The 24500-nt window shown below is 65.9% G+C and carries 22 protein-coding genes and 1 tRNA gene; 6 read left to right on the top strand and 17 right to left on the bottom strand.

Annotation, left to right across the window (positions count from 1 at the left end; all coding sequences use genetic code 11):
- Positions 1-62: 62 nt before the first annotated feature.
- Complete coding sequence (locus ACFPOB_RS20930; protein WP_377800326.1) at positions 63-983, bottom strand: N-formylglutamate amidohydrolase; 921 nt, start codon at positions 981-983, stop codon at positions 63-65.
- Between the two features lie 288 nt (positions 984-1271).
- Here ACFPOB_RS20930 and cpdR point away from each other — a divergent pair, with 288 nt between their 5' ends.
- Positions 1272-1631: a cell cycle two-component system response regulator CpdR gene (cpdR, locus tag ACFPOB_RS20925; protein ID WP_038363805.1), complete on the top strand. Its 360-nt coding sequence runs from the start codon at positions 1272-1274 to the stop codon at positions 1629-1631.
- Positions 1632-1766: 135 nt separating this feature from the next.
- Positions 1767-1841 (top strand) — tRNA-Val (locus ACFPOB_RS20920).
- Positions 1842-1903: 62 nt separating this feature from the next.
- On the opposite strand, the gene ACFPOB_RS20915 is transcribed toward ACFPOB_RS20920, so the two are convergent.
- Positions 1904-2794, bottom strand: a complete 891-nt coding sequence (locus ACFPOB_RS20915; RefSeq protein WP_377800325.1) for a LysR substrate-binding domain-containing protein — start codon at positions 2792-2794, stop codon at positions 1904-1906.
- Between the two features lie 196 nt (positions 2795-2990).
- On the opposite strand from ACFPOB_RS20915, the gene bla reads away from it, so the two are divergent.
- Both bla and ACFPOB_RS20905 read left to right on the top strand, forming a co-directional pair.
- Positions 2991-3860: a class A beta-lactamase gene (gene bla / locus ACFPOB_RS20910; RefSeq protein ID WP_377800324.1), complete on the top strand. Its 870-nt coding sequence runs from the start codon at positions 2991-2993 to the stop codon at positions 3858-3860.
- Positions 3861-3978: 118 nt separating this feature from the next.
- Entirely contained in the window at positions 3979-4224 is a 246-nt protein-coding gene (locus ACFPOB_RS20905) for a hypothetical protein (RefSeq protein WP_175506804.1), read from the top strand.
- A gap of 4 nt (positions 4225-4228) precedes the next feature.
- On the opposite strand, the gene maiA is transcribed toward ACFPOB_RS20905, so the two are convergent.
- From maiA to ACFPOB_RS20830, 15 genes are all read right to left on the bottom strand, one after another.
- Positions 4229-4861 (bottom strand): maleylacetoacetate isomerase, encoded by a 633-nt coding sequence (maiA, locus tag ACFPOB_RS20900; protein ID WP_377800323.1) that lies wholly within the window; start codon positions 4859-4861, stop codon positions 4229-4231.
- A 98-nt stretch (positions 4862-4959) separates the two neighbouring features.
- Positions 4960-5511: an acyloxyacyl hydrolase gene (locus ACFPOB_RS20895; RefSeq protein ID WP_175506805.1), complete on the bottom strand. Its 552-nt coding sequence runs from the start codon at positions 5509-5511 to the stop codon at positions 4960-4962.
- A gap of 153 nt (positions 5512-5664) precedes the next feature.
- Positions 5665-5853 (bottom strand): twin transmembrane helix small protein, encoded by a 189-nt coding sequence (locus tag ACFPOB_RS20890; RefSeq protein ID WP_092157643.1) that lies wholly within the window; start codon positions 5851-5853, stop codon positions 5665-5667.
- 170 nt (positions 5854-6023) lie between these two features.
- On the bottom strand, positions 6024-6896 hold the full coding sequence (locus ACFPOB_RS20885; protein WP_377800322.1) for an ABC transporter permease: 873 nt from the start codon (positions 6894-6896) through the stop codon (positions 6024-6026).
- 205 nt (positions 6897-7101) lie between these two features.
- Positions 7102-8151 carry an ABC transporter substrate-binding protein gene (locus ACFPOB_RS20880; protein WP_377800321.1) on the bottom strand — a complete coding sequence of 350 codons (1050 nt, stop codon included), beginning with the start codon at positions 8149-8151 and terminating at the stop codon, positions 7102-7104.
- Between the two features lie 77 nt (positions 8152-8228).
- Positions 8229-9287 (bottom strand): ABC transporter ATP-binding protein, encoded by a 1059-nt coding sequence (locus ACFPOB_RS20875; RefSeq protein ID WP_377800320.1) that lies wholly within the window; start codon positions 9285-9287, stop codon positions 8229-8231.
- A complete protein-coding gene (locus ACFPOB_RS20870) occupies positions 9287-10087 on the bottom strand; it encodes an ABC transporter permease (protein ID WP_377800319.1) in 801 nt (266 codons plus the stop codon). Before ACFPOB_RS20870 ends, ACFPOB_RS20875 begins: the two co-directional genes overlap by 1 nt.
- Before the next feature lie 48 nt (positions 10088-10135).
- Entirely contained in the window at positions 10136-11371 is a 1236-nt protein-coding gene (locus ACFPOB_RS20865; protein ID WP_377800318.1) for a metal-dependent hydrolase family protein, read from the bottom strand.
- 99 nt (positions 11372-11470) lie between these two features.
- On the bottom strand, positions 11471-12751 hold the full coding sequence (locus ACFPOB_RS20860; protein WP_377800317.1) for a glycosyltransferase family protein: 1281 nt from the start codon (positions 12749-12751) through the stop codon (positions 11471-11473).
- A 133-nt stretch (positions 12752-12884) separates the two neighbouring features.
- Positions 12885-13640, bottom strand: a complete 756-nt coding sequence (locus ACFPOB_RS20855) for a polysaccharide deacetylase family protein (protein ID WP_377800316.1) — start codon at positions 13638-13640, stop codon at positions 12885-12887.
- Positions 13637-14902, bottom strand: coding sequence for a glycosyltransferase (locus ACFPOB_RS20850; protein ID WP_377800372.1), 1266 nt, complete (start codon positions 14900-14902; stop codon positions 13637-13639). Before ACFPOB_RS20850 ends, ACFPOB_RS20855 begins: the two co-directional genes overlap by 4 nt.
- Before the next feature lie 109 nt (positions 14903-15011).
- Positions 15012-16190 (bottom strand): ABC transporter permease, encoded by a 1179-nt coding sequence (locus ACFPOB_RS20845; RefSeq protein WP_377800315.1) that lies wholly within the window; start codon positions 16188-16190, stop codon positions 15012-15014.
- On the bottom strand, positions 16187-17185 hold the full coding sequence (locus ACFPOB_RS20840; protein WP_377800371.1) for an ABC transporter permease: 999 nt from the start codon (positions 17183-17185) through the stop codon (positions 16187-16189). The genes ACFPOB_RS20845 and ACFPOB_RS20840 overlap by 4 nt, the downstream gene beginning before the upstream one ends.
- A 4-nt stretch (positions 17186-17189) precedes the next feature.
- Positions 17190-19097: an ABC transporter substrate-binding protein gene (locus tag ACFPOB_RS20835; RefSeq protein ID WP_377800370.1), complete on the bottom strand. Its 1908-nt coding sequence runs from the start codon at positions 19095-19097 to the stop codon at positions 17190-17192.
- A 5-nt stretch (positions 19098-19102) separates the two neighbouring features.
- On the bottom strand, positions 19103-20986 hold the full coding sequence (locus ACFPOB_RS20830) for an ABC transporter ATP-binding protein (RefSeq protein WP_377800314.1): 1884 nt from the start codon (positions 20984-20986) through the stop codon (positions 19103-19105).
- A gap of 325 nt (positions 20987-21311) precedes the next feature.
- On the opposite strand from ACFPOB_RS20830, the gene ACFPOB_RS20825 reads away from it, so the two are divergent.
- Both ACFPOB_RS20825 and ACFPOB_RS20820 read left to right on the top strand, forming a co-directional pair.
- The gene (locus tag ACFPOB_RS20825) at positions 21312-24050 is read left to right on the top strand and encodes an ABC transporter transmembrane domain-containing protein (RefSeq protein WP_377800313.1); all 2739 of its coding nucleotides are present in this window, start codon (positions 21312-21314) and stop codon (positions 24048-24050) included.
- Positions 24047-24496 (top strand): cyclic nucleotide-binding domain-containing protein, encoded by a 450-nt coding sequence (locus ACFPOB_RS20820; RefSeq protein WP_377800312.1) that lies wholly within the window; start codon positions 24047-24049, stop codon positions 24494-24496. The genes ACFPOB_RS20825 and ACFPOB_RS20820 overlap by 4 nt, the downstream gene beginning before the upstream one ends.
- Positions 24497-24500: the final 4 nt, after the last annotated feature.

The raw sequence follows: 24500 nt of genomic DNA, 5'->3' as shown, positions 1-24500 counted from the left end.
ACTTGGGCCGCCACGAAAGTGCGCGGCCCTCTTTCTTTTGTAGCCAGGGGCTCTGGCGGCCCTTACTCCGCTGCCTGGCGCCAGTCGTCGCTCCAGCCGCTCCAGCGCGCGAAACACTCGGCCATTGCGGCACTGATCACCTGTTGAACAGCCACAAAGCCGCTGTTCGGCTCCAGTGTCGCCTCGTTCATATAGAGGCCGCGGCTGATCTCGATCTGCAGCGCATGCACGCCGGAGCCGGGGGCGCCGTAATGCTCGGTGATAAAGCCGCCGGCATAGGGGCGGTTGCGGGTCACGGTGAGGCCGGCGCGCGCGAAGGCTGCTTCTGCTGCATCGACCACGAAGCTCGCAGCGCTGGTGCCGAAACGGTCGCCGAGGATGATGTCGGCCTTGGCGATGCCGTCGCGATCGAGCCCGGTCGACGGCATGGAATGGGCATCGACCAGGATGCAGCTGCCGAAGCTGGCCTGCGTGCGATTCACCAGATGACGCAGCCCGGCATGGTAGGGCCGGTAGAGCTCCTCGATTCGGGCCAGCGCGCTCTCGACCGGGATGCGGCCCGGATAGATCTCATAGGCTTCGCCAACGATGCGTGGGATCGTGCCGAGCCCGCCGGCGACGCGCAGCGAGCGGGTATTGGCGAAGCCGGGCAGGCGGCCGTCGAACATGCGCGGATCGAGTTCGTAGGGCTCGCGATTGGCATCGAGAAAAGCGCGCGGGAATTCGGCGACGAGCAGGGGCGCGCCGAGCGCGACCGCATGCGAGAACAGCAGGTCGACATAGGCGTCTTCCGAGCGGCGCAAAGCCCGCAGCGGCAGGCGCGAACCCTCGACGAAGGCGCGAGGATAGCTCCGCCCAGCATGAGGGACATCGACGACGACCGGAACGACCTGCAAGGCGGGCTGATGGAGCGTGAACGGCCGTTCGATCTCTGCGATCACATCGTCGGGGCGCGGGAGGGAGAAACCGGTTGTCAGCGTCATATCGCCAAACTCAAGCACAAAGCGGGTTCCGGTTGAAGGGCCTGACCTTTCGTCATTCGGCTAGCCGGGCTTCACTGGTTGTTTACCGTAATGTCGCCAAATAGTACTGGCTGATCCGTCCGGCTGTGTGCGAGCGCTGAGTTCGCGCGCGCCGGGCTGGACCAGCGTAGCCCGGGATGGCAGGGACGGCCACCCGGTACGAGGGACGACGAGGCGAGCGAATCGGCTTCCGGCCAGGCGGGCGGGTGGCGTGGGCTCGGCGCAACATCACGGACGAAGCAAGGCGCCATGACGAAGATTCTCCTGGCCGAAGACGACAACGACATGCGCCGCTTCCTGGTGAAGGCGCTGCAGAATGCGGGCTACGACGTCGCCTCGTTCGACAACGGGCTGTCGGCCTATAACCGGCTGCGCGAGGAGCCGTTCGAATTGCTCCTGACCGACATCGTCATGCCGGAAATGGATGGGATCGAGCTGGCGCGCCGCGCCACCGAGCTCGATCCCGACATCAAGGTGATGTTCATCACCGGTTTCGCGGCGGTCGCGCTCAATCCGGATTCGCAGACGCCGAAGGACGCAAAGGTGCTGTCGAAGCCCTTCCATCTGCGCGAACTGGTCAACGAGGTCGAGAAGCTGCTGGCGGCCTGACGGCTTGGTCGTCGCCTTCTGCACGGAAAGCCGACGAAGCGCCTTGCAAGGCGCGCAAGCCTCCGCTATAGCCCCTCCACCTCGCAGCGATGCCGCCCTCGGGCCGGTGTCGTTCCGGACGCCCTCGGGCGGAACGGGCGCGTAGCTCAGCGGGAGAGCACTACGTTGACATCGTAGGGGTCACAGGTTCGATCCCTGTCGCGCCCACCATTTTCCTCCTTGGATCGCAAGGACAAACGGCCGCCCTTCGGGCGGCCGTTTTGCTTCGGTGCTCAGCTCACGGGCGAGGCGATCTGCTTGCGGCTTTCGTCCACGAGCCAGTCGCGAAAGGCCAGCATGGCCGGCGTCAGCGAGCGCGATTGCAGCCAGGTCAGCCAGTAGCTGCCGAGCGATACCTCGACCGGGAACGGGCGTACCAGCCTGCCATCTTCGAAATAGCGCGAGAACAGCAGCGCCGGCACAAGCGCGACGCCTTCGCCGGCGGCCGCGACCTCGGCGAGGGCGATCGAGGTATCGAAGACCGGTCCGCGCGCCTGCAAGGGCTCGATCCCGGCTGCTTCGCTCCACAGCTTCCATTCGTCGGCACGATAGGAACGCAGAAGGATCTGATTCGAGAGATCGCTCGGCTGCTGCAGAGCGCTCGCCGTGCTGGGGGCACAGACCGGTGTCATTGGCGCCTCGAACAGGCGCAGCGCCGCGGTGCCATGCCAGGCGCCACCGCCGAAGCGCAGGGCATAGTCGAGCCCCTCGGCGGCGAGATCGACGCGGTTGTTGTTGGTGGTCAGCCTGAGATCGATCTGTGGTTGGGCCTGGCGGAAGCCGGCGAGGCGCGGCAACAGCCAGCCGAGCGCGAACGTGCCGACGGCGCCGACATTCAGAACCTCGACCGGCCTCCCAGTCTCGAAGCGTTCGAGCAATCCCGCGATGCGGTCGAAGCTGTCGCGTAGCGTCGGCAGCAGGCTACGGCCCTCGTCTGTCAATGCCAGCCCGCGTGGTAGGCGACGGAAGAGCTCGACACCGAGCCGTTCCTCCAGCCCCTTCACCTGATGGCTGATCGCGGCCTGGGTGACGCAGAGCTCGATGGCCGCCTTGGTGAAGCTGAGATGGCGGGCCGAAGCCTCGAAGGCGCGCAGCGCGTTCAGGGGCAGGTGCGGGCGGAGCATGGAACGAGCCTTAGGAAATCTAATGGCTCTGTAGAAATATCATCGTTTGCGATTGGGCAAGCTGGCGGCGAGAAAGGTGTCCGCCGACAGGCCCGGCAGCAATGCCGTCGCAGGTTGCGCCGTCTTCACCAGAACCGTTCCCCGATATCCTGCGCGGCATGCCGCTCGCGCGATCGCTTCCGCATGGAGAAAACCGATGATCCGACGCCGTGAGCTGCTGATCGGCTCCCTGATGACCGCGCCGATGTTCGGCAACATGTCGGCCCTTGCCCAAGGCCGCGAGGAGGAGGTGCGCGAGGCGCTGTTTGCGCTCGATCGCAAGCATGGCGGACGCCTCGGCGTCGCTATCCTCGACAGTGGCAATGGCCGCATCGTCGCCCATCGCGGCGAAGAGCGCTTCGCGATGTGCAGCACGTTCAAATTCGTCGCTGCCGCCTTCGCGCTGGCGCGGGTCGACCGGGGCGAGGAGGAGATGGAGCGGCGGGTCAGCTACAGCAAGGCCGATCTCATCACCTATTCGCCGGTGACCGAGAAGCATGTCGACAAGGGCCTGACCGTGGCCGAGATCTGCGATGCGGCGGTCACGCTCAGCGACAACACCGCCGGCAATCTGCTGCTCGATTCCTTTGGTGGTCCCAAGGGGCTGACCGAGTATATGCGCTCGCTCGGCGACGAGGCCTCGCGCCTAGATCGACGCGAGCCGGAGCTGAACGAGGCCAGGACAAGCGATCCGCGCGATACGACGACGCCGGTCGCCATGGCGGGTGTGCTGCGCCAGACAGTGCTCGGCGCGGCGCTGTCGCCGGCATCCCGCCAGCAACTGACCGCCTGGCTCGTCGCCAACAAGACCGGCGACAAGCGTCTGCGGGCCGGTGTGCCGAAGGGCTGGCGCATCGGCGACAAGACCGGAACCGGCAACAACAACGCGACCAACGATATCGGCGTGATCTGGCCGCCTGGCCGGGCGCCGCTGGTCGTCACCGCCTACTATACGGAGTCGCGTGCATCCTTCCCCGAGCGCGAAGCCGTGCTCGCGGAAGTCGGGCGGCTGGCCGCTTCGCTCTGAAGCGTAGCAAAAGCCTCCGAAACGCTAGCTGTTCATCAGTCGGCTTCGAACGGTGACGTCAAAACGCTGCTTTCATGGCATGATGCTGGATATGTCTGCACGGCCTGGAGGATCGACGATGCGTGCAAGATGGCTCATCGCCTTGGGGCTGGCAGCTGCGCTCGGTGGCTGCATGACCGCTGCCGAGCAGCGCGCCTTCGACGAGCAGCGTTGCCGCTCCTATGGCTTCCGGGCAGGCACGGACGGCTTCGCCAACTGCCTGCTGGAGGTCGATCTCGACCGCTCGGCCTCGCGGCGGGCAAGGCTGGAGACCTCCGGCTTCTACGGACCGTATTGGGGGCCGTGGCCCTACCGGCGCTGGTGAGATCCTATTCGGCGTCGGCCTGACGATCAGGCGTGGCGTCGCGGAAGGCGGCGAGCTCCATCGCCGCAGCCTCGGCCTGCAGCAGGCGCGGGAACTGCGCGACGTCGACCTTGAAGCGCCGGGCGTTGCCCAGTTGCGGCACCAGGCAGATGTCGGCGAGGCTGGGCACTGTGCCGAAGCAGAAGGGGCCGGGAGTGTTCGCCGCGAGCTGCTCGCAGGCGGATAGTCCGTCGACATTGACGTTCGCCGCCCAGGCCAGCGCCACCGCACCGTCATGGCCGAGCTCACGCAGCCGGTTCAGCACCTTGAGATTCTGTACCGGGTGGGTGTCGCAGGCGATCGCCTGGGCGAAGGCGCGGACCCTGGCTCGCTCAAGCGGTGCCTTCGGCAGCAGGGCCGGTTCTGGACGCGTCTCGTCGAGCCATTCGATGATGGCGAGCGACTGGGTCAGCACCGTACCATCGTCGAGCTCCAGCGTCGGCACCAAACCTTGCGGGTTCAGCGCGAGATAGGCCGGATCGCGCTGGCCGCCATGGCGCAGATGATGCGAGACGTGCTCGACATCGAGGCGCTTGAGGTTGAGCGCGATACGCACGCGCCAGGCGGCGGAGCTACGGAAATAGCCATGCAGCTTCATGATGCCCCCTCCCGGTTCACCCGGCTCGGAGCGGCCGGCTGGACCCATTCACGCAATTCCGGACGCAGAAACGCTGCGCACTTCTGCTGGAATTGCTCTTAGAAGGTATAGCCGAGGCGGGCGCCGAAATTCGAGGGGCCGCGCGGATTGCCGGCATTGGCGAGCGGATTGTCCGAGCAGCCGGTCGTGCTGAAATGCTCCAGCGTCGCAATCAGGCTCCAGCGGTCGTTGAGGCGGAAGCCGAGGGCGGCGGCGCCGCGCGCGCCGGTGTTGCAGCCGACGTTCAGGCGATTCTCGGGGATGACGGCGCCGGTCTTGCCGTTGTTGAGGGCGGCGCCCAGGCTCGCCTCGAGGAAGACCGATTGCGATACATCGAAGGTCCAGGTCGCCCCGGCATAGGCGTATTGCGTGCCGTTGACGTTGAGGCTGGAGCCGAGATGGAAACGCGGCACGAAGGCGTTGGCGAAGCGGTCGTTCAGCGTGGCGATGCGCGGCGTCAGGAGTTCGCCGCCGACATTAAGCAGGCCGCTCTCGCGCCCGCCGGGATTGGCGGCGCCGAGGCCGAAGCGTGCCTCCCAGGCCGGGGCGGGGGCTTCCGTCGCGGGAGCATAGCCGAGCGCGCGTGTCCCACCGCGGTCGGTCTGCGCCAAGGCAGGCGCAGACAAGACTGTGAATGCAACGAACAGCGACGCGACGCGAACCATGGCGGGTGAGCTGGGCTTTCAGCGAAGGTTTAAAGATTAGAAAAGCGCAGAGACTGGTGGCCGCAATGTGACGATTCGCCCTTGCCCACCGCGGAACGATCAGCCGGCGCGCCACCAGAGCACGCCGAGGATCACCAGAATCGCGACGAATTGCAGCACCACGCGCAGCCGCATCAGCTTCTGCGAGGTGTTGGCGCTGCCGCCGCGCAGCATGTTGACGAGGCCGAGCAGCAGCACCACGGCGACGGCGCCGACGGCGATCGGAACGAGGGCGGAGGAGACGGTCATCGCCGTGCTTTAATCCTCGCTGCGGTGCTTGGCCAGCGCGGCCGTGGCGGCGAAGCGCCACAGCTTGGGGAAAGCCGTCATTGCGAGGAGCGTCAGCGACGAAGCAATCCAGGAGGCCGTAGAGCGCTGCCGCTCCTCGATTGCTTCGCTTACGCTCGCAACGACGATGGTCAGCGATAGCGCCGCTGCACGATCAGGTTGGCGGCGATGGTGAGCAGGAGCGTCGCCGTCATCAGGATGAAGGAGATGGCGCCGCCGAAGGGCCAGTTGTTCTGCTGGGCGAACTGGCCGTAGACCAGCGGGCCCATGGTCTGGAATTTCGGGCCGCCGAGCAGGACCGGCGTTGCATAGGCGTTCATCGCCAGGATGAAGGTCAGGATCGTGCCGGCGAGGATGCCGGGCATGGCGAGCGGCCAGAGCACGCGGCGGAACATGGCTACCGGCCCCGCGCCGAGGCTGAAGGCGGCTTCTTCGACATTGCGGTTGATGCCCTCGATCACGCTCTGCAGCGTCAGCACCATGAAGGGCAGGTTGACTGCGATGATGCCGATGATCACGGCGGTTTCGGTGAACATGATCTCGAGCGGCTGGTCGATCAGCCCCAAGCCCATCAGCGAGGCGTTGAGCGCGCCCTTGCTGCCGAAGGCGGTCATCCAGCCGGCGGCGCGCACGGCGTTGCCGACGAAGAGCGGCAGCACCACCAGCATGATCAAAAGGTTCTTGAAGCGGCTCTGCGTGCGCGCCAGCACATAGGCGAGCGGGAAGCCCATGATCAGGCAGACGACGGTGCAGGCCACGGCGACGCGGATCGTGCGCCAGAGCACGTTGAGGTAGAAGGAGTCGGTGAAGAACTTGACGTAGTTCTCGATCGTCAGCCCGTCGACCATGAACTGGCCGGGGATGAACTGGTTGAGTGAATAGCGGAACAGGATCGCGATCGGGCCGATCAGCCCGATCGCAACAAAAAGCGTCGCCGGGACGACGAGCATCCCGGCAAGGCTGGTGCGCGCACCGGCAACTGGTTCGGGGGCGGTCAGGGACATGGCAGGGGCTCACCGCGCTCCCTCCCCCCTTGTGGGGGAGGGTTGGGGAGGGGGGCATCGAGAGCGAGCTGGGACGAAGTCGAGCGCAACCTGTATCGAGAGCGCTGGGCAATCGCAGCCTCACGGCTGACTACCCCCCTCTCTAACTCTCCCCCACAAGGGGGGAGAGGACCGGTCGCGGTTCCGATGCCCAAGGTTCCGCTCCTCACCCCTTGAACACCTTGTCCCACCACTCCTTCATGCCTGCGTCATTCTTGGCGAGGAAGGCATAGTCGAGATCCTTGATGCGCTTCTCCTCGTCGGGGGTGAAGCCGATGCGCTTTTGCAGGTCGGGCGGGACGGAGAGGCCGGAGACCGTGCCGTTATAGCCCATGTCGACCGCGAAGGCCTCCTGCGGCTCCTTGGCGAGCATGGCGTTCATATAGGCGTAGGCGTTCTCCTTGTTGGGCGCGTTCTTGGCGATGACGAAGCCCGAGACATAGGCCGGGATGCCCTCGACCGGCGAGACCGCCTCGCAGGGGATGCCGGCGTTCTGCCATTGCACCACGCGCGCCTTCCAGATCGCGCTGATGCCGACCTCCTCGTTCTTCATCGCCTGGGCAAAGGCCTCGTTGGTCGGATAGACGCGCGCGCCGGCCTTCTTGACCGCGAGCAGGATCTCCTTGGCCTTCTCGATATCGTTCATGCTGGCGCCGTTGGTCGCGGCCATCGAGGCGGCGATCATGATCGCTTGGTACTGGATGTCGATGAAGCCGATCTTGTTGCCCCATTTCGGGTCGAGCCAATCCTTGAAGCCGGTCGGGGCCGGGCTGATCAGCTTGGGATTGTAGATGACGACGTTGCCGGAATAGATGTGCCCGATGCCGTACGGATACTTCATCGTCGGCAGGAGGTTCTTGGCGTTCGGGATCTTGGAGTAGTCGAGCGGCTCGGTGACCCCCGCCTCGTTCATCTCAAACATGTTGGCGGCCGAAAAGCCCTGGATGTCGACCGTGCCGCGCGGCAGGCGGCGTTCGGCGACCATCTTGGCCCGGCGTGGTGCGTCGCCGGCCTGGTCCTGCACCACTTCGAGGCCCTTGGGCTTCAGCAGCGGGTCCTCGATGTTCTTGGTCAGCAGGCGGGCATAGTCGCCGCCCCAAGTGCCGACCACGACCCTGCCGCCGGATTGTGCCTGGGCGGCGCCACCGAGAGCAGGCATCGCGACCGCGGCGCCAGCCAGGCCCTTAAGAACATCGCGTCTGTCGATCTTTTTCATGTCCGTTCCCCTGTTGGACGCCGTTTCGAGATTTTGGGGCATGACGTGGTCCGAAAACCGGAATCCACTTTTCGGCGTCATGCCTTAGCCTCGCGCGGATAGACAAGCCCGGCGTCTTCGGCCCAGCCTATCGTGATCATGTCGCCCGGCTTCGGCTCGGCCGCGCCCGGGCGATTGGGTATCTGCAGCAGGATGCGGTCCTGCTCGGTCAGCCGGACGTCGATGTCGAGCAGCGCGCCGAGATAGGAGACGTGCTCGACCCGGGCCGGGAAGTGGTTCGCGCAAGCTTCCGCTTGCGCGCCGATGGCGAGGCGTTCGGGCCGCAGCGCCAGCGTTGCCGGGCCTGCCGCAGCCGTCCTGCAGCTGATGTCGAGGCCGCCTTCGCTGCGGAAGCGCCCGCCTGTCGCTTCGCCTTCGAGGAAGGCGCTGCGGCCGATGAAGCCGGCGACAAATCGGTCGGCCGGCTTTTCGTAGAGCTCGCGCTGGGTGCCGATCTGGCGGACCTTGCCCTTCTCCATCACCACCAGCCGGTCGGCCATGGTCAGGGCCTCCTCCTGGTCGTGCGTGACCATGATCGTGGTCAGGCCGAGCTTACGCTGCAGGTCGCGGATCTCGACGCGGACCTCCTGGCGGAGCTTGGCGTCGAGATTGGAGAGCGGCTCGTCGAGCAGCAGCACGTCCGGTTCCGTGGCCAGCGCCCGGGCGAGCGCGACGCGCTGCTGCTGGCCGCCGGAAAGCTGGCGAGGATAGCGCTCGTCGAGGCCGGTCAGGCGCACGAGTCGCAAGGCCTCGGTGACACGGGGGCCGCGGTCGGCCGGCGGGATCTTGCGCATCTCCAGGCCGAAGGCGACGTTCTCGGCGACGGTCATGTGCGGGAAGAGGGCATAGGACTGGAAGACCAGGCCGCAATTGCGCTTCCAGGGCGGCAGGGCCGTGACGTCACGCTCGCCGATGGTGATCCTGCCCGCCGTCGGCTGGATGAAGCCGGCGACCATGCGCAAGGTCGTGGTCTTGCCGCAGCCGGAGGGGCCGAGCAGGACGAGGAACTCGCCCTCGGCGATGTCGATGCTGCAGTCGTCGACGGCGGTGAACTCGCCATAGACCTTGCGCAGGTGCTCGACCGACAATCTCGCCATCAGACCACTCGGCTCAATTTGACGTAACGGTCGGTGACGATCATCGCCGCTCCGATCAGGACGATCTGGATGACCGAGGCGGCGGCGACCGTCGGATCGATCTTCCATTCGAGATATTGCAGGATCGCGATCGGCAGGGTCGTCCGGCCGGGGCCGACCAGAAACAGGCTCATCTCGAGATTGCCGAAGGAGGTGACGAAACCGAACAGCGAGCCGGCGACGAGGCCGGGCCTGATGCTCGGCAAGGTGACGCGCCGGAAGGTCGTCCAGGGGCCCGCACCAAGATTCTGCGCCGCTTCCTCGATGGTGCGGTCGAAGCCGGCGAGGCTCGCGGTGACCAGCTTCACCACCCAGGGAATGACGACGAGGCTATGGGCGGCGACGAGACCGCCAAGCGAGCCCAGCACCGGCAGGCCCGTGTTGATCTCGGTCTCGATCTGGAAGACGTAAAGCGAGGTGCCGAGCACGATGCCGGGCATCACCAGCGGGAGCAGCAAAAGCGTATTGATCGCGGGGCCGAGCGCGATGCGATGGCGCATCAGGGCCAGGCTGGCGGGCACGCCGAGCACGAGCCCGATCAGGGTGGCGAGCACGCCGACCTGCAGGCTGAGGACGAAGCCGTCGACGAAAGGCTTGTTGTTCGCCGCCGCCTGGAACCATTTCAGCGAATAGCCTTCCGGCGGGAAGGAGGGGATCTCCTGGCGGAAGAAGGCGAGCCAGACGACGAAGAACAGCGGCATCAGGATGAAGCCGAGCGAGAGCGTGGCGGCGCCATTCAGCGCGAGACGTCCCAGGCTCAAGCGTGCGGCGCTCAAATTGCGGCCCTCTTCATCGCCATGTGCTCTCTCTCAATGCAGCGTATTCTTGTGGAATGCGCCACCCTTCATAATGACAGGCAGCTTCGCGCCCTGATCCTGGAACAGCTCCAGGCTCTTCAGCGGATCGCCGTCGACCAGGATGATATCCGCATAGGCCCCTGCACGCAGCGTGCCGAGCTTGCTTTCCATGCGCAGCAATTGCGCGCCGATCGTCGTGGCCGAGCGGATGATCTCGATCGGCGACAGCACCTCGCGGCGGAGCAGGAACTCGCGCGACTGGTCGACCTGGAGCTGGCCGAGCAGGTCGGAGCCATAGGCGACGGGCACGCCGGCGCGCTTGCAGATCTCCAGCGACTTCAGGCCGCCGTCGATGACGAGATCGTTCTTGGCGAGCATGTCGGCATTCATGCCGAACTCCGCGGCGCGCTCGCGCATCGCATAGTAGGCGACGAGGTTGGCGGTCAGGAACATATTGTTCTGCGCCATCAGCCTGGCCGCGGCATCGTCGATCAGGTTGCCGTGCTCGATGGCGCGCACGCCGCATTGCGCGGCGCGGGTGATGGCTTCTGGCGTATAGGCATGGGCGCAGACATAGCGGCCGAAGGCCTTGGCCTCGGTGACGGCAGCGGTGACCTCCTCGACCGTGAACTGCATGGAATCGAGCGGATCGTAAGGCGAGGCGACGCCGCCCGACATCATGATCTTGATGTGGTCGGCGCCGAGCCGCATCTGCTCGCGCGTCGACTTGATGACGGAGGAGACGCCGTCGGAGACGTTCATCGTATAGGCCATGGCGTTGCAGCAATGGCAGCGTGCGCCGAAATCGGTGCGCCGGCGCGGGTCGCTATGGCCGCCGGTCGGGCCGATCGCAGCGCCGGCGATGAACAGGCGCGGGCCGGGGACATCGCCCTTCTCGACCGCCTCCTTGATGCCCCAGTCGGCGCCGCCGGTGTCGCGCACCGAGGTGAAGCCGCGGTCGATCATGCCCTTCATCAGGCGGGCGGCGCGGGCGGTGGCCAGCGTCAGCGGCACCTTTTCCAGCAGCGGAATCGAGACTTCCGACAGCATGACGTGGACATGGCTGTCGATCAGCCCGGGCATCAAGGTGCGCCCGCCGCAATCGATCACATCGGCCTTGTCTGCCTTGATCGGCTTGTCGGAGACCTCGCGGATCAGCTCGCCTTCGACCAGCAGTTCGTGGCCCTTGCGCAGCTCGCCATGATCGGGCTCCAGCATCGCGAAATTGCGGAAAAGGACCTGCGTCATGGCGGCGTCTCCCGGCAAAGCTCCTGATATATTACGAGCTTCGCCGGCCCTGTCCATCGCGTCCCGCGCGCAATGATGCGGCGCAGTCGCCTTTTCTGATCAGCCGGCGGCGGCGTTCTGCGCCAGCGCCCGGCCGCGAACCGGCAGCGAGAGGTCGTCGGCAAGGGCGCGGTTGATCGCCGGCAGCCCGTCGAGCAGATCGGGCAGGAAAGCCTGCGAGGGCGGCAGGCGCTTGGGCAATGCGTGCAGCGCCTTGGCCATCTGCAGCGGATCGCGCGCGCTGGCGCCGGTCTGGGTTGGGTCGAACAGCACGTCGATCAGGCGCAGGCTGTCGGCGCGCTCGGCCCGGATCGCCTGCTCCAGCCGCGGCCGGACGCGCGGCACGATCAGCGCCGGCTTGTCGAAGGAGAGGATCTCGCAGAAGGTGTTGTAGCCGCCCATGGCGACGACACAATGGGCACGATTCATCAGCAATTCCAGGCGCGGCTCGAAGCCGATGCTCTCCAGCTTGGGCAGCTTGGCAATGCGGTCGGTGAACTCCTTGCGCTTCTCGCGCGACAGGAATGGGCCGAAGACGATCAGCGACGGCAATTCGATGGTCGGATCGGCCTCATAGGCCGAGATCACCCAGTCGATCACGCCCGCGCCATCGCCGCCGCCACCGGGCGTCACCAGGATGAACGGCCCCTTGGTGATACGCGGATGCCGGTTCGGCGGCATCGGCGAGGGGACGGCCCGCTTGAGATAGCCGGTATAGCTGATCTTGCTCGCAAAGAGATGCTGGTTCGGCAAACCGTCGAGCGGCCGGTAGATGCTCTCCAGCCCATAGACCCAGATGTCGTCATAGGTGTTGGCAAGCACGTCGAGCGCGCCGCTCTGGCGCCATTCCTCGTGCAGCTTGGTCGGCTCGTCGAGCACGTCGCGCACGCCGAGCACGATGCGGGCGCCGCGCCGCCGCAGGATTTCGAGCGCGGGGATCAGCTCGCCGCGCAGGCCGATCGGCTCCTTGTCCACGATGACGATGTCGGGGTCGAAGGAGAGCACCGTCTGCTTGATCAGGTCGGTTCGCAGACGGATCGTGTCGGCGAGCTCGAGATTGAGATGGTGCGGCAGATAGCGGCCGTCGCTCTGCTTCTCGATGCCGGGAATGCGGACATAATCGACGCCGTCGCCGAATTGGAAGCTCGAGATCATCGACGAGCCGGAGACGATGATCACTGATATATGAGGGTAGCTCGCGACCAGCGAATTGGCGATCGCCCGGCAGCGGCGGATATGGCCGAGACCGAAGGTGTCGTGGCTATAGATCAGGACGCGCGGCGCATGCGGGCTGCATGGCGGGCGGCGCGCGCCGCTATCGTCGATCAGACTGAGCCCCATGCGTCCGCCGCGTCCTCTGCTTGAAGGTCAGATGGCCTTCGGGGGACGCAAGAACGCACCCGAACTGGCCAAAACCATAGCGCCGGCAGCGCGTCAATCCAAGTAGGTTGCCGGGTGAACGATGGTTGCCTGATCACACGAAGGTATGAGGGCCGGCGAATGCGACGGCCGCATGACCGGCGAGCCGGGTCAGCAGGATCGTGAGGAAATCCCAGACCGTCCTGTCATGATCGTGATGGTGCAGCAGCAGCCCGAAGGGCTGGCTGGTTTCGGAGGCGCCACGTCGAGCGACGAGCAATCCGGTCATCTCCGCCAAAAGGTCGGCATGCTGCCGGCCGACACGACCATGGTGCCAGTCGATCAGGTCAAGATCGGTGTTGACGAGGCGGGGGCCGCCGGCCAGGCCCAGCGAAAAATTGCGGAAGCAGGACAGGCCGGTGAAACCGAGCCTCGGAAGTTCCGCTGCGACATCGGGATGGATGCGATTCCAGGGCGGCACGAAGACCGGCACGGTGTCGCCGAACAGCTGGTGCAGGCGTTCACGGCCACTGGCGATCTCGGCGGCGATGTCGGCAGTTGGCCGGTGCAGGCCGAACTCGCTCTTCTTCTCGCCGGGCGGTGCATGGTTGCGATGCCAGACGCCGTGCTGGCAAGGCAGCAGGAGCGGCGCGGCTTCGAGCCGCCTCGCCAGCGATTCTTGAGCCAACATCGGGATCGAGGCCAGCAGCACGGGGATAGCGAAGCGCTCGGCAAGGGCTGCCAGCCGGTCGAGCTGGTCGCTGGGAGCGGTCGCGTCGTCGTCGCGGAGCCAGAGATCGAGGCGTTTGCCGGCGACTGCCCAGCCGTCGAGTTCGGCCAGTAGCGCGGACCAGGCGGCATCCTCAGTCACGGCGCGATCTCCAAGGCCTTGCGGCCGTGCCAGGCGATGGTGGCATCCAGCGCGCCGGCGAGAATTTTGCGGGCGCCATCGCCGTTGCGTTCCTGCCGCGCGAACACTTGCGCTGCCGAACCCATGCGGACGCGGAGTTCAGCATCGCCGATCAACCGTGCGATCGCCGCGGCCAGCGCGGCCTCATCGCCGTGGGGGGCGAGCAGCGCGGTGCGATTGCGGTCCACCACAGCCGGAACACCGCCGCTGTCGAGTGCGGCAACGGCAAGTCCTGCCGCCTGCGCTTCGAGATAGACGACGCCATAGGCCTCGTTCAGGCCCGGCCAGGCGAAGAGGTCGTGGTTCGTGAGTTCGGTGAGGATGTCGGAGCGCGCCTGCTTTCCGAGGAAACGGACGCGGCCAGGCGGAAATTCAGCGAACGCGGCTTCGACAGCGGGGCGTTCGGGCCCGTCGCCGATCAAGGTCAGCGTCCAGGGCAGATCGCTGATGCGGGCCAGTGTGCGGGCGAGGAAGAGGTAGCAGGCGGCCTTGTTGCCCGGGCGCATCATCGCCACCGCGATCAGGCGGACGGGAGTCTCTTGTGACGAGGTTCGCGGAGAATCTCCGCCGCCGGTGACAGGCTCTAGCCCTCCCCCCTTGTGGGGGAGGGTTGGGAGGGGGGTGACTGGGTGAGCGGCGTCGAATTGCCGCTCGCGATCAGCCTCACGGCTGTCTACCCCCCTCTCCAGCTCTCCCCCACAAGGGGGGAGAGGGCAAGTTGCGGCTCCGAGCTTCGTCTGGCTCGCGGTCGCCGAGGTGCGGTCCGGGCGTTCCGGAACCGCCTCGACCCCGAGCAGGAAGGGCGGCAGGTCGATCAGGCGCTCCGGCTCCGGGATGAGCCGGGCCAGGCCCTCGCGGTCGCGAGCCGTCATGCACAGGTGCAGATCGGCGCGCAGGATGGCGGCGCGGGCGAGAGCCGCCGCCTCACTCCAGGGGCCAGCGAAGCGCTTCTGTGCATCGCTGGCCTCGGCAAGGAGATAGGGCAGGTCGAAGTGCTCGACCAAGGCAGGGCCGATCAGGTCCGGAGCGCGATAGTGACAGTGATAGGTGAAGAACAGGTCGGGCCGGGCCTGCGGCGTCTGCCAGCGCTCCGTCAGCGCGGCGATCACGCCCCGCGCCGCATCCTTGAGGGCAGCCAGGAGCGCCGGGTCGGGCTCGCGCATGAGGCTGCGCTCGGCCGGGATGATCTCGACGGCGTGGCCGAGCTCTTCCAGCAGCGTCACCAACTGGCGCGCCATCAATCGGTCGCCGGAGGGCGCGCCGTCGCCGTAGCGATTCAGCGGCGTATGGAAAGCGATCTTCACGGCGGGTCTTGAATGGAGCGGGCAGGCGTCAGCGATAGGGATCGGCCGCATCGCGCAGACCGTCGCCGAGGAAGTTGAAGGCGAGGATGATGACGATCACCGGGATGCAAGGGTAGAGCAGCCAGGGATAGAGCGCGACGACATTGATGTTCTGCGCCTCGTTCAGCATCACGCCCCAGCTGGTGATCGGTGGACGCAGGCCGAGGCCGAGGAAGGAGAGCGCCGTCTCGCCCAGGATCGTCTTGGGTATGGTGATCGTCGCGGCGGCAATGAGATGGCTCATGAAGCCTGGGACAAGGTGGAGGCCGATGATGCGGGCCGGTTTGGCGCCCATCAGCTGGGCGGCAACGACGTAGTCCTCCTCGCGCAGCGCCAAGAGTTTCGAGCGCACGGCGCGGGCGAGGCCGGTCCAGTCCATCAGCCCGAGGATCACGGTGATGCCGAAATAGACCAGCAGCGGGCTCCAGGACGGTGGCAGGATCGCGCTCAGCGCCAGCCAGAGCGGGATATGCGGCAAGGACTGCACGATCTCGATGACACGCTGGACGACGAGGTCGACCCGGCCGCCATAGTAGCCGGCGATGCCGCCGATGATGACGCCGAGCACGAAGGAGACGCTGACGCCGAGCAAGCCGATGGTCAGCGAGATCCGTCCGCCATAGAGGATGCGCGAGAGCATGTCGCGCCCGAGCCGGTCGGTGCCGAGCAGATAGAGTGTGCCGCCCTCGGGCGGGCAGATCAAATGGAGATTGCCGGGGATCAGGCCCCAGAACTCGTAATTGTCGGCGCGGCAGAAGAAGCGGATCTGCTGCGGCTTGCTGGTGTCGACGTCGTATTCGCGCTTCAGGTTCTCCATGTTGAGGCGCTGGACATAAGGGTAGACGAACGGCCCGATGAAGCTGCCCTCATGGAAGAGATGCACCTCCTGGCGCGGGGCGCGGATGAAATCGGTGTTACGCGTCGTATAGTGATAGGGCGCCAGGAACTCGCAGAAGGCGGCCGAGGCGTACATCACCAGGATGACGATTCCGGAGATCACCGCGAGCCTGTGCTTGCGGAATTTCCACCACATCAGCTTCCACTGCGGGGCGAGATAGACGCGCTCCTGCTCGGGCGACATCTTCTCGACCGCATAAGGTTCGAAGGGCGCGGTCGACCAGCGATGCGCCAGCGGCTCAGAGGAAGGCGGGGCGGAAGGCGTGGTCACTTGGTCGCCGTCCCCTGCAGGCGGATGCGTGGATCGAGGATGGCGAGCGCGATGTCGGAGATCAGCACACCGATCACGGTCAGGAAGGAGAGGAACATCAGGAAGGAACCGGCGAGGTACATGTCCTGGCTCTGCAGCGCCCGGATCAGCAGAGGACCGGTGGTCTGCAGCGAGAGCACGATCGCGACGATCTCGGCACCGGAGACAATCGAGGGCAGGATGTCGCCGATGTCGGAGATGAAGAAGTTGAGCGACATGCGCAGGGGATATTTGCGCAGCGCCTTGCCCGGCGGCAGGCCCTTGGCACGGGCGGTGACGTAGTACTGCTTCTGGAGCTCGTCGAGCAGATTGGCGCGCAATGAGCGGATCATGCCGGCGGTGCCGCCGGCGCCGATGATGATCACGGGGATCCAGAGGTGCTCCAGCACCGATTTGAACTTGGCCCAGCTCATCGGCTGGTTGAGATATTGCGGGTCGACGAGCCCGCCGATCGAGGTGCCGAACCAGACATTGGCGAAATAGAGGAAGACCAGCGCCAGCAGGAAATGCGGCACGGCGAGGCCGATCAGCCCGATGAAGGAGAGGCCGTAATCGCCCCAGCTATACTGGTGCGTCGCCGAATAGATGCCGATCGGAAAGGCGACGATCCAGGTGAAGATGATGGTGAAGAAAGACACCACCATGGTCAGCAATAGCCGGTCGCCGACGATGTCGCGCACCGGCAGCTGATACTCGAAGGAATAGCCCATGTCGCCGCGCAGCAGGCCGGTGACCCACCAGAAATAGCGCTCGACCGGCGGTTTGTCGAAGCCGTACTCCTTCTTCAGGAATTCGACCCGGCTCATGTCGGCCTTCTCGCCCTGCGCCTGCATCTCGGCGACCAGGGTCTCGAAATAGTCGCCCTCCGGCAGGTTGATCACAGTGAAGATCAGGACGCTGGTGACGAACAGCGTCGGGATCATCACCAGGATGCGCTTGAAGATGTACTTCAGCAGCACGCTATTTCCCCTCGAACCAGAAGGTGTCGGGCATGTAGCGGCCGAAGAAGGCGCCGGGCTCGAAACTGTAAAGCCCTTTGTCGGGCACGTTCTTCAACCGAGTGGAAACGACGACGGGTTGCAGCGTCGCGTTGACGACGCCGATGGTGAACAGCTGCTCAGCGTTGATCTTCAGCATCCGCTGCCAGATTTCCCGGCGCTCCTGATGCGTGGTCGAATGCCGCCAGGCCCGGTAGAGCGCGACGAGCTCCTTCGCCTCGGCAATGTCGGGAGCCTCGCCCTCGCGGCCGCCGCTCTCGAAGTACTGGCCCCAGCGCGGCCAGTTGAACTGGCTCGGCGAGGTCGGCGCCAAAGCGTCGGGCTCCATCTCGGCGGCGACCAGCGCATTGTCCATGCCGGTCCAGCCGGACATGATCGTCTGGCCGGCGAGGATGCGGCGGCGGAAGACGTCGAGCTGGCTCGAGCGCGGGTGGATCTTGATGCCGATCGCGATGAAATCCTGCTTGATCAGGTCGAGGATGTCGGTCTCCTCGGTCGAGGCGCCGGCGGTCTCGATGGTGAATTCGAGGCGCCGTCCATCCGGAAACAGCCGGATCTTCTCGCCGTCGCGCTTGGACAGACCGATCTCGTCGAGCAGGCGGTTGGCCTCGGCCAGGTCCGGCGTCATGTTGAGCTTCGCCAGCGTCTCGTCATAGAGCGGGCTTTCTGGCAGCGCGGTGTTGCCGCTCTCCTTGGCGAGCCCGAAGAAGATGACGCGGTTGATGTCGCGGCGATTGATCGCCAGCGAGAGCGCGCGGCGATAGCGCAGATCGCGGTTGAGGTCGCGCCAGACCGGATCGATCGCGTTGAGATTGGGCATCAGGGCAAACGAGGCACCCTCGGCCCGCTTCCACAGCTTGACCTCGAAATTCATCCGCTTCGCGGCGCTCTTGAGGAAGGTGTAGTCCTCGAAGCGCAGATAGCGGGCCTGCAGATCGGCGTCGCCGGCGGCGGTCTTGGCCGGGATCAGGGACGAGCTGCCGATGGTCAGCGTGACCTCGTCGACATAGGGCAACTGCCGGCCATTCTCGTCGACCCGGTGGAAATAGGGATTGCGAACGAAGGTGAAGCGCTCGGCGGGAATGCTGGTCGTGTTGCGCCAGGGGTCGAGCGTCGGCAGGTCGGGATTCTCCGGCCGGTACTGGCGCGAGAAGCGCTCGTGCAGCGAGCCCCAGTCCTTGACGCGGGTCGTCTTGACCTTCTGCTCGAGTTCCTCCTTGCCGGCATAGCGCTGGTGGAACTGCTTCAGATAGTGCGCCGGCATGGCGATGTAGAGCGGCTGGGCGCCGGCGAGCGCGGGCAGGAAGACCGGATTCGGCTGCGACCAGGAATAGCGGATCGTCTGCGGATCGAGAATCTCGAAGCTGGGTTTCTCGCCGCTGATCACCATGGCCTGCGGTGGCCCGCCCGGCGAAAGACGCTTGTTGTTGGCGACGTCCTCCCACCAGTAACGGAAGTCCTCGGCGGTGAGGGGATGCCCGTCCGACCAGCGATGGCCGGGCCGCAGGCGCAAGGTGAAGATGCGGCCCTGCTCGGCCTCGTAGCTCTCCAGCACATCCGGCGCCAGCTCGAGCTTGTCGTCATAGACGACGAGGCGGGTGTAGCCGTAGATCGTCATCATGCGGATGTCGCGCTGGTCGCCCATCAGCATGCGCATGGTGCCGCCATGCCGGCCGGGCGAGCGACCCATCGCCGCCACCTCGATCAAACGCGGCGATGTCGGCAGGCGCTCGGCGAGAGCAGGCAGTTTGCCCCCCGCGACCTGATCGGCGAGCGCAGGGCTGTCGATCAGCGTCTCGACGCCGGCGAGACCGAGCCGCGGCGCAAGGAGGGCGGCACCGGTTCCGAGGAGAAAACTCCTGCGTGCCATCCGCATCAGGCTAACTCCCTGACATCGGCGCCGGGCTTGGCGAGGACGAGATGGCCGGCGCCGAGGTCGAGATGGGTGAGCGCCTCGCCCTCGGGATCGGGCTTGAAGCCGGCCGGCCAGTGCCGCGTGTCGGAGGCGCCGCCAGGCGCGGCCAGCTTGAAGTCGAGCTTGCGGTCGAGATCGGCGAAGGGCACCGATTTCAGGAGCGCCTTGGTGTAGGGATGGACCGGCGCGGTGAACAGGGTGTGGCGCGGCGCGAGCTCGACGATGCGCCCGTTCGCCATCACCGCGATACGGTCGGCCATATAGTTCACCACCGCGAGATTGTGCGAGATGAACAGGAAGGTCAGGCCGCGCTCGGCCTGCAGGTCCTTGAGCAGATTGAGGATCTGGGCCTGGACGGAGACGTCCAGCGCCGAGACCGGCTCGTCGCAGATGATCAGCTCCGGATCGAGCGCGAGCGCCCGGGCGATGCCGATGCGCTGGCGCTGGCCGCCGGAGAAGGAATGCGGATAGCGTGAGAGGAAGCGCTGATCGAGCCCGACATCGTCCATCAGCGCCTTGACCCGCGCCTTCTGCTCGGCGCCGTTGCCGCGTTCATGGATGACGAGCGGCTCACGCAGGATGTTCATCACGGTCATGCGCGGCGACAGCGACGAGACCGGGTCCTGGAAGATCATCTGCAGCTTCGGGCGGAAACGGCGCAGCTCCTCGCCCCGCAGCGAGAGGATGTCGGTGCAGTCCTTGCCGTCGTCGAAGCGCAGCTCGCCGGAATCGGGCGTCAACGCCCGCATGATCACCTTGCTGAGCGTGGTCTTGCCGCAGCCGCTCTCGCCGACCAGGCCGAGGCATTCACCACGCTCGATGTCGAAGCTGACATCGTTGACGGCGGTGACGGTCGAGGTGATGCCCTTGCCGAAGAAGCGGCTCGAACGGGTCGTGTAGGTCTTGGTGACATGCCGCACGGAGAGCAGCGGCGCCTGCTGGACGGCGTCATGCTGGACCGGCGCCGATTTGGGCGCAGCCGGGGCGCGCGGGCGCGCCTCGCGCAAAGCGACCAGCCGCTCGCCCTCCTGCATGTCGAAATGGGGCGAGGCCTGGAGAAGAGCCTTGAGATAGGGGTGCTGCGGGCGGCGGAAGATGTCCTCGGCCGGGCCGCTCTCCATGATCTCGCCATGGTAGATCACCACCACCTCGTCGGCCATGTTGGCGACGACGCCGAGATCATGGGTGATCAAGAGGATCGCCATGCCCATCTCGGCCTGGAGATCGCGCATCAGGTCGAGCACCTGGGCCTGGATGGTGACGTCGAGCGCCGTCGTCGGCTCGTCGGCGATCAGCAGCGCCGGCTGGCAGATCAGCGCCATCGCGAGCATGGCGCGCTGGCGCAGGCCGCCCGAGAGCTCGAAGGCGTAGAAGCCGTAGGCGCGGGCCGGGTCCTTGAAGCCGACGCGCTTCAGCATCGCCTCGATCAGCGCACGCGCCTCAGGCTTCGGCATGGGCCGGTGCAACTGCAGCGCCTCCTCGATCTGGTTGCCGATCGTGTGGACCGGCGAGAGCGAGGACATCGGCTCCTGGAAGATCATCCCGATTCGGCCGCCGCGCAGATCGCGGATCTCCTTGCCCTCGGCCGGTAGGGTGGCGATGTCGATCACGGCGTCGGGCGTCTGCGGATCGCGGAACAGGATGCTGCCGCCGGTGATGGCGCCGGCGCGCGGCAACAGGCCCATGATCGCCTGCGAGATCACCGATTTGCCCGAGCCGGACTCGCCGACGAGCGCAACGGTCTTGCCGGCCGGAATGCGGAAATCGACGCCCTTCACGACATCGCGAGCGAAGCCGTGGATGGTGAAGCCGATCCGCAGGTCGTTGATCTCGAGAATGTTCATCTGCGGCTGACGCCGTCGTCCCCTGATGTTCGCGTTGCCGGACCAACGATCGACGCCGTCATCCGGATCCCTTTGCCACCGAACGTTTCGCCTTTCGCGGTCATGCGGCGCTTTCGTCCGTCCGTCCGTCCCTCCGTCCTTGTCCTGTCTCGATGACGACCTTGTAACATAGCGGGCGCTCCCGACGCGCCGCCTCACCCGACCGAACTTGAAATTACCAGACTTGTCGAGTCCCGTAGCTTGTTGCGCCCTGTCGTGAACTGCCCCCATATGGGGGTGAACCGGCACAGTGTCCGCGCGTCCGGATGCGGGATGGGAAAGCCCCTTGGAGAGAAGCCTCTTCCGTTACGTCTGGCAGAAGAGCCGCCGGGAGCAGATCATTGTTCTGCTGGTGATCCTCGCCTCGATCCCGTTCAACTGGCTGTCCTTCGACGTGCCAAAGCGCATCGTCAACGATGCGATCCAGGGTGGCGCCTTCAAGGACGGAAAGACGACGGCGACGGTGTTCGACTGGACGCTGCATTGGCCGGAGTTTCTCGGCGGCGGCAGCGTCCAGCTCTTCGAGGGCTTCAAGGTCAGTCAGGTCGGCCTGCTCCTGACGCTGAGCTTCTACTTCCTTGCCCTCGTCCTGATCAACGGCGGCTTCAAATATGTCGTCAACCTGCAGAAGGGCGTGCTGGGCGAGCGCATGCTCCGGCGTATGCGCTACGATCTGTTCGGCCAGTTGATGCGCTTCCGGCCCGAGGACATCCGCTCGGTCAAGCCGGCCGAGGTGGCGAGCATGATCAAGGACGAGGTCGAGCCGATCGGCAGCTTCGTCGGCGACGCCTTCATCCAGCCGGCGTTCCTGCTCAGCCAAGCCCTGACCGCGCTTGCCTTCATCATGATGCAGAGCGTCTGGCTCGGCTCGATCGCGCTGGTCATCGTGCTGATGCAGGCGGTGATCATCCCGATCCTGCGCAAGGAGCAGCTCAGGCTGGGCCGCGAGCGCCAGATCGCCTCGCGCCAGCTCGCGGGCCGGATCGGCGAGATCGTCGATGCCGGGCCCACCATCCAGGGCAACGGCGCGACCTCCTATATCCAGTCGGACATCGCCGGGCGGCTGGGAGCGCTGTTCGACATCCGCTACGCGCTCTACAAGCGCAAATTCGCCGTCAAGTTCCTGAATAACCTGATGGCGCAGATCACGCCGTTCTTCTTCTACGCGATCGGCGGCTTCTTCGCCCTGCAGGGCCGGCTCGACATTGGCCAGCTGGTCGCGGTCATCGCGGCCTATCGCGACCTGCCGCCGCCGATCAAGGAACTGATCGACTGGGAGCAGCAGCGCAACGACGTCACCATCAAATACGAGCAGGTGATCCAGCAGTTCAGCCCTACCGACGCGGTCCTGCTGGAGGAGAAGGGCCAGATCGTGCCGCTGCCGCCGCGCGGCGAGATCCGGCTCGACAAGGTCGAGATGGTCGACAATCGCGGCCAGCCACTGCTGTCGCCGCTGAGCCTGACGCTGCGCCGGCCAGGCGAGGTCGCGCTGATCGGGCCGGCCGGCGGCGGCCGCGACACGCTCGGCCGCATCCTCGGCCGGCAGACGATGAGCTATAGCGGCCGCGTCCTGATCGATGGCGAGCCGCTGTCCGCGATCAGCGTCGAGCGCGCGAGCTACCTCATCGGCTATGCCGGTCCGGACGTCGAGATCATCAACGGCTCCCTGCGCGACAACATCCTGCTGCCCCTGAAGCGCAGACGACCAGTGGTCAAGCCGGATCGGAGCGTCGACCAGGAGGAGCATCGCCGCTTCATCGAGGCGCTGCGGGCTGGAAACTCTCCGCTTCCTTTCACCGCGGACTGGACCGACTACGAGGGCGTCGGGCTCGAGGGCGAGGACGGGCTGGAGGAGCGCCTGCTCGCCGTGCTCGACACGCTCGGCTGCGCCGACGAAGTCTATGAGCTCGGCCTCGACGCCAAGGTGATCGCGCCCCTGCCCGAGGGCGCTGCCGAGCGCATCATCGAGGCGCGTGAGGTGGTCGCTGCCGAACTTGCCAAGACCAAGCTCGGCGGGCTGATCGAGGTCTTCGACCTCGACCGCTACAATGCCAATGCGACGATCGCGGAGAATCTCGTCTTCGGCGCGATGCGCAATGGCCGCCAGCCGGCCGATTTTCTGCTCGAGGATGCCTATGCCCGCTCGATGCTGCAGGCCGAGGCGCTGGAGGAGCCGCTCGCCGAGATCGGTGGGCGCATCGCGGCGACCCTGGTCGAGATCTTCGCCGGCCTGCCACAGGGCCATGTCCTGTTCGAGCGTTACGCATTCGGCGGCGAGGTCGATCTTGAGAAGCTCGGCGAGCTCACCGAGGCGCTACGGCGGCATGATAGGCGCAGCCCGCTCGACCCGAGCGTGCAGCGTGAGCTGATCGCTCTGGCGCTCGGCTATGTCGAACCCAAGCACCGGCTCAACCTGCTCGATATCGCCTTGCGGCGGCGCGTGCTGCGGGCACGGCACAGCTTCAAGACCTATCTGCCGGGCGAGAAGGCCGACGAGATCGAGTTCTACGATCCGGCGGGCGTGATCCACGGCGCGAGCGTGCGCGACAACCTGCTGTTCGGACGTATCGGCTTCGGCGTGCCCGATGCCGGGCGCAAGGTCGCAGAGATCGCTCGGGCGGCCCTGTCGCGCGCCGGCCTCGACTCGGCCGCCTATCGGCTCGGACTCAATACCGATGTCGGCCCGCGTGGCCGGTATCTGCCGCTGCGCCTGCGCCTGATGGTGCCGCTCGCCCAAACCTTGATCAAGCGGCCCGATATCCTGGTGCTCGATCTCGATGCGTTCGTCGTCACCTGCCCTGATCCACGTGGCTTGATCCGCCGTATCGGTGACTATTGTCGGGACCGGACGTTGTTCCTGCTCTTGACCGATCAGGGGCTGGCTGCCGATATCCCACAGAAGATCGTTTTCAATGGGGCCGCTGCCAGGATGATCGGTGCGGACGGCGTCGTCGACGAGGCGGATGAAGAGCTGGACGAGGCGCCGCCGCTGAATGGCGCGATGCCGATCGAGGCAAGGACATGACGCTCGAGAACGATATCAGCTGCCTGAAGTCGATCCCTCTGTTCCGTGGGTTGCCGGGGCCGCGGCTGAAGCTGCTCGCGCTGATGGGCGAGCGGCTCTATTTTCCGGCTGGAGCCGTCATCTCCGAGGAGGGTGACAAGCCGGAAGAGGTTTATTGCGTGCTGGAGGGCGAGGTCGAACTCTCGCATGAATTCGCCGACGGGAGGCAGAAGACCTTCCGGATTGCGACAGGCAGCCTGATCGGGGACGTGCCGCTGCTGTGCAACCAGACCTACGCCGCGAGATTCTCCGCAAAGACCGACGTGGTGGCGCTCAGGCTGCCCCGGGCTCTGTTCTTCGAATTGCTCGACAACATCCCGGAGTTCTCGGTCGCGCTCTCACGCGATCTTGCCGGCCGCCTCTACCGGCTGGCGGATTCCGTCCTGCACGGCGAGAAGACCCATTGAAGCG

Origin of the sequence: Allobosea eneae (assembly GCF_042657265.1) — a bacterium.
GTDB classification, from domain to species: Bacteria; Pseudomonadota; Alphaproteobacteria; order Rhizobiales; family Beijerinckiaceae; genus Allobosea; species Allobosea eneae.
This window is presented reverse-complemented; position numbering and strand designations above follow the sequence as displayed.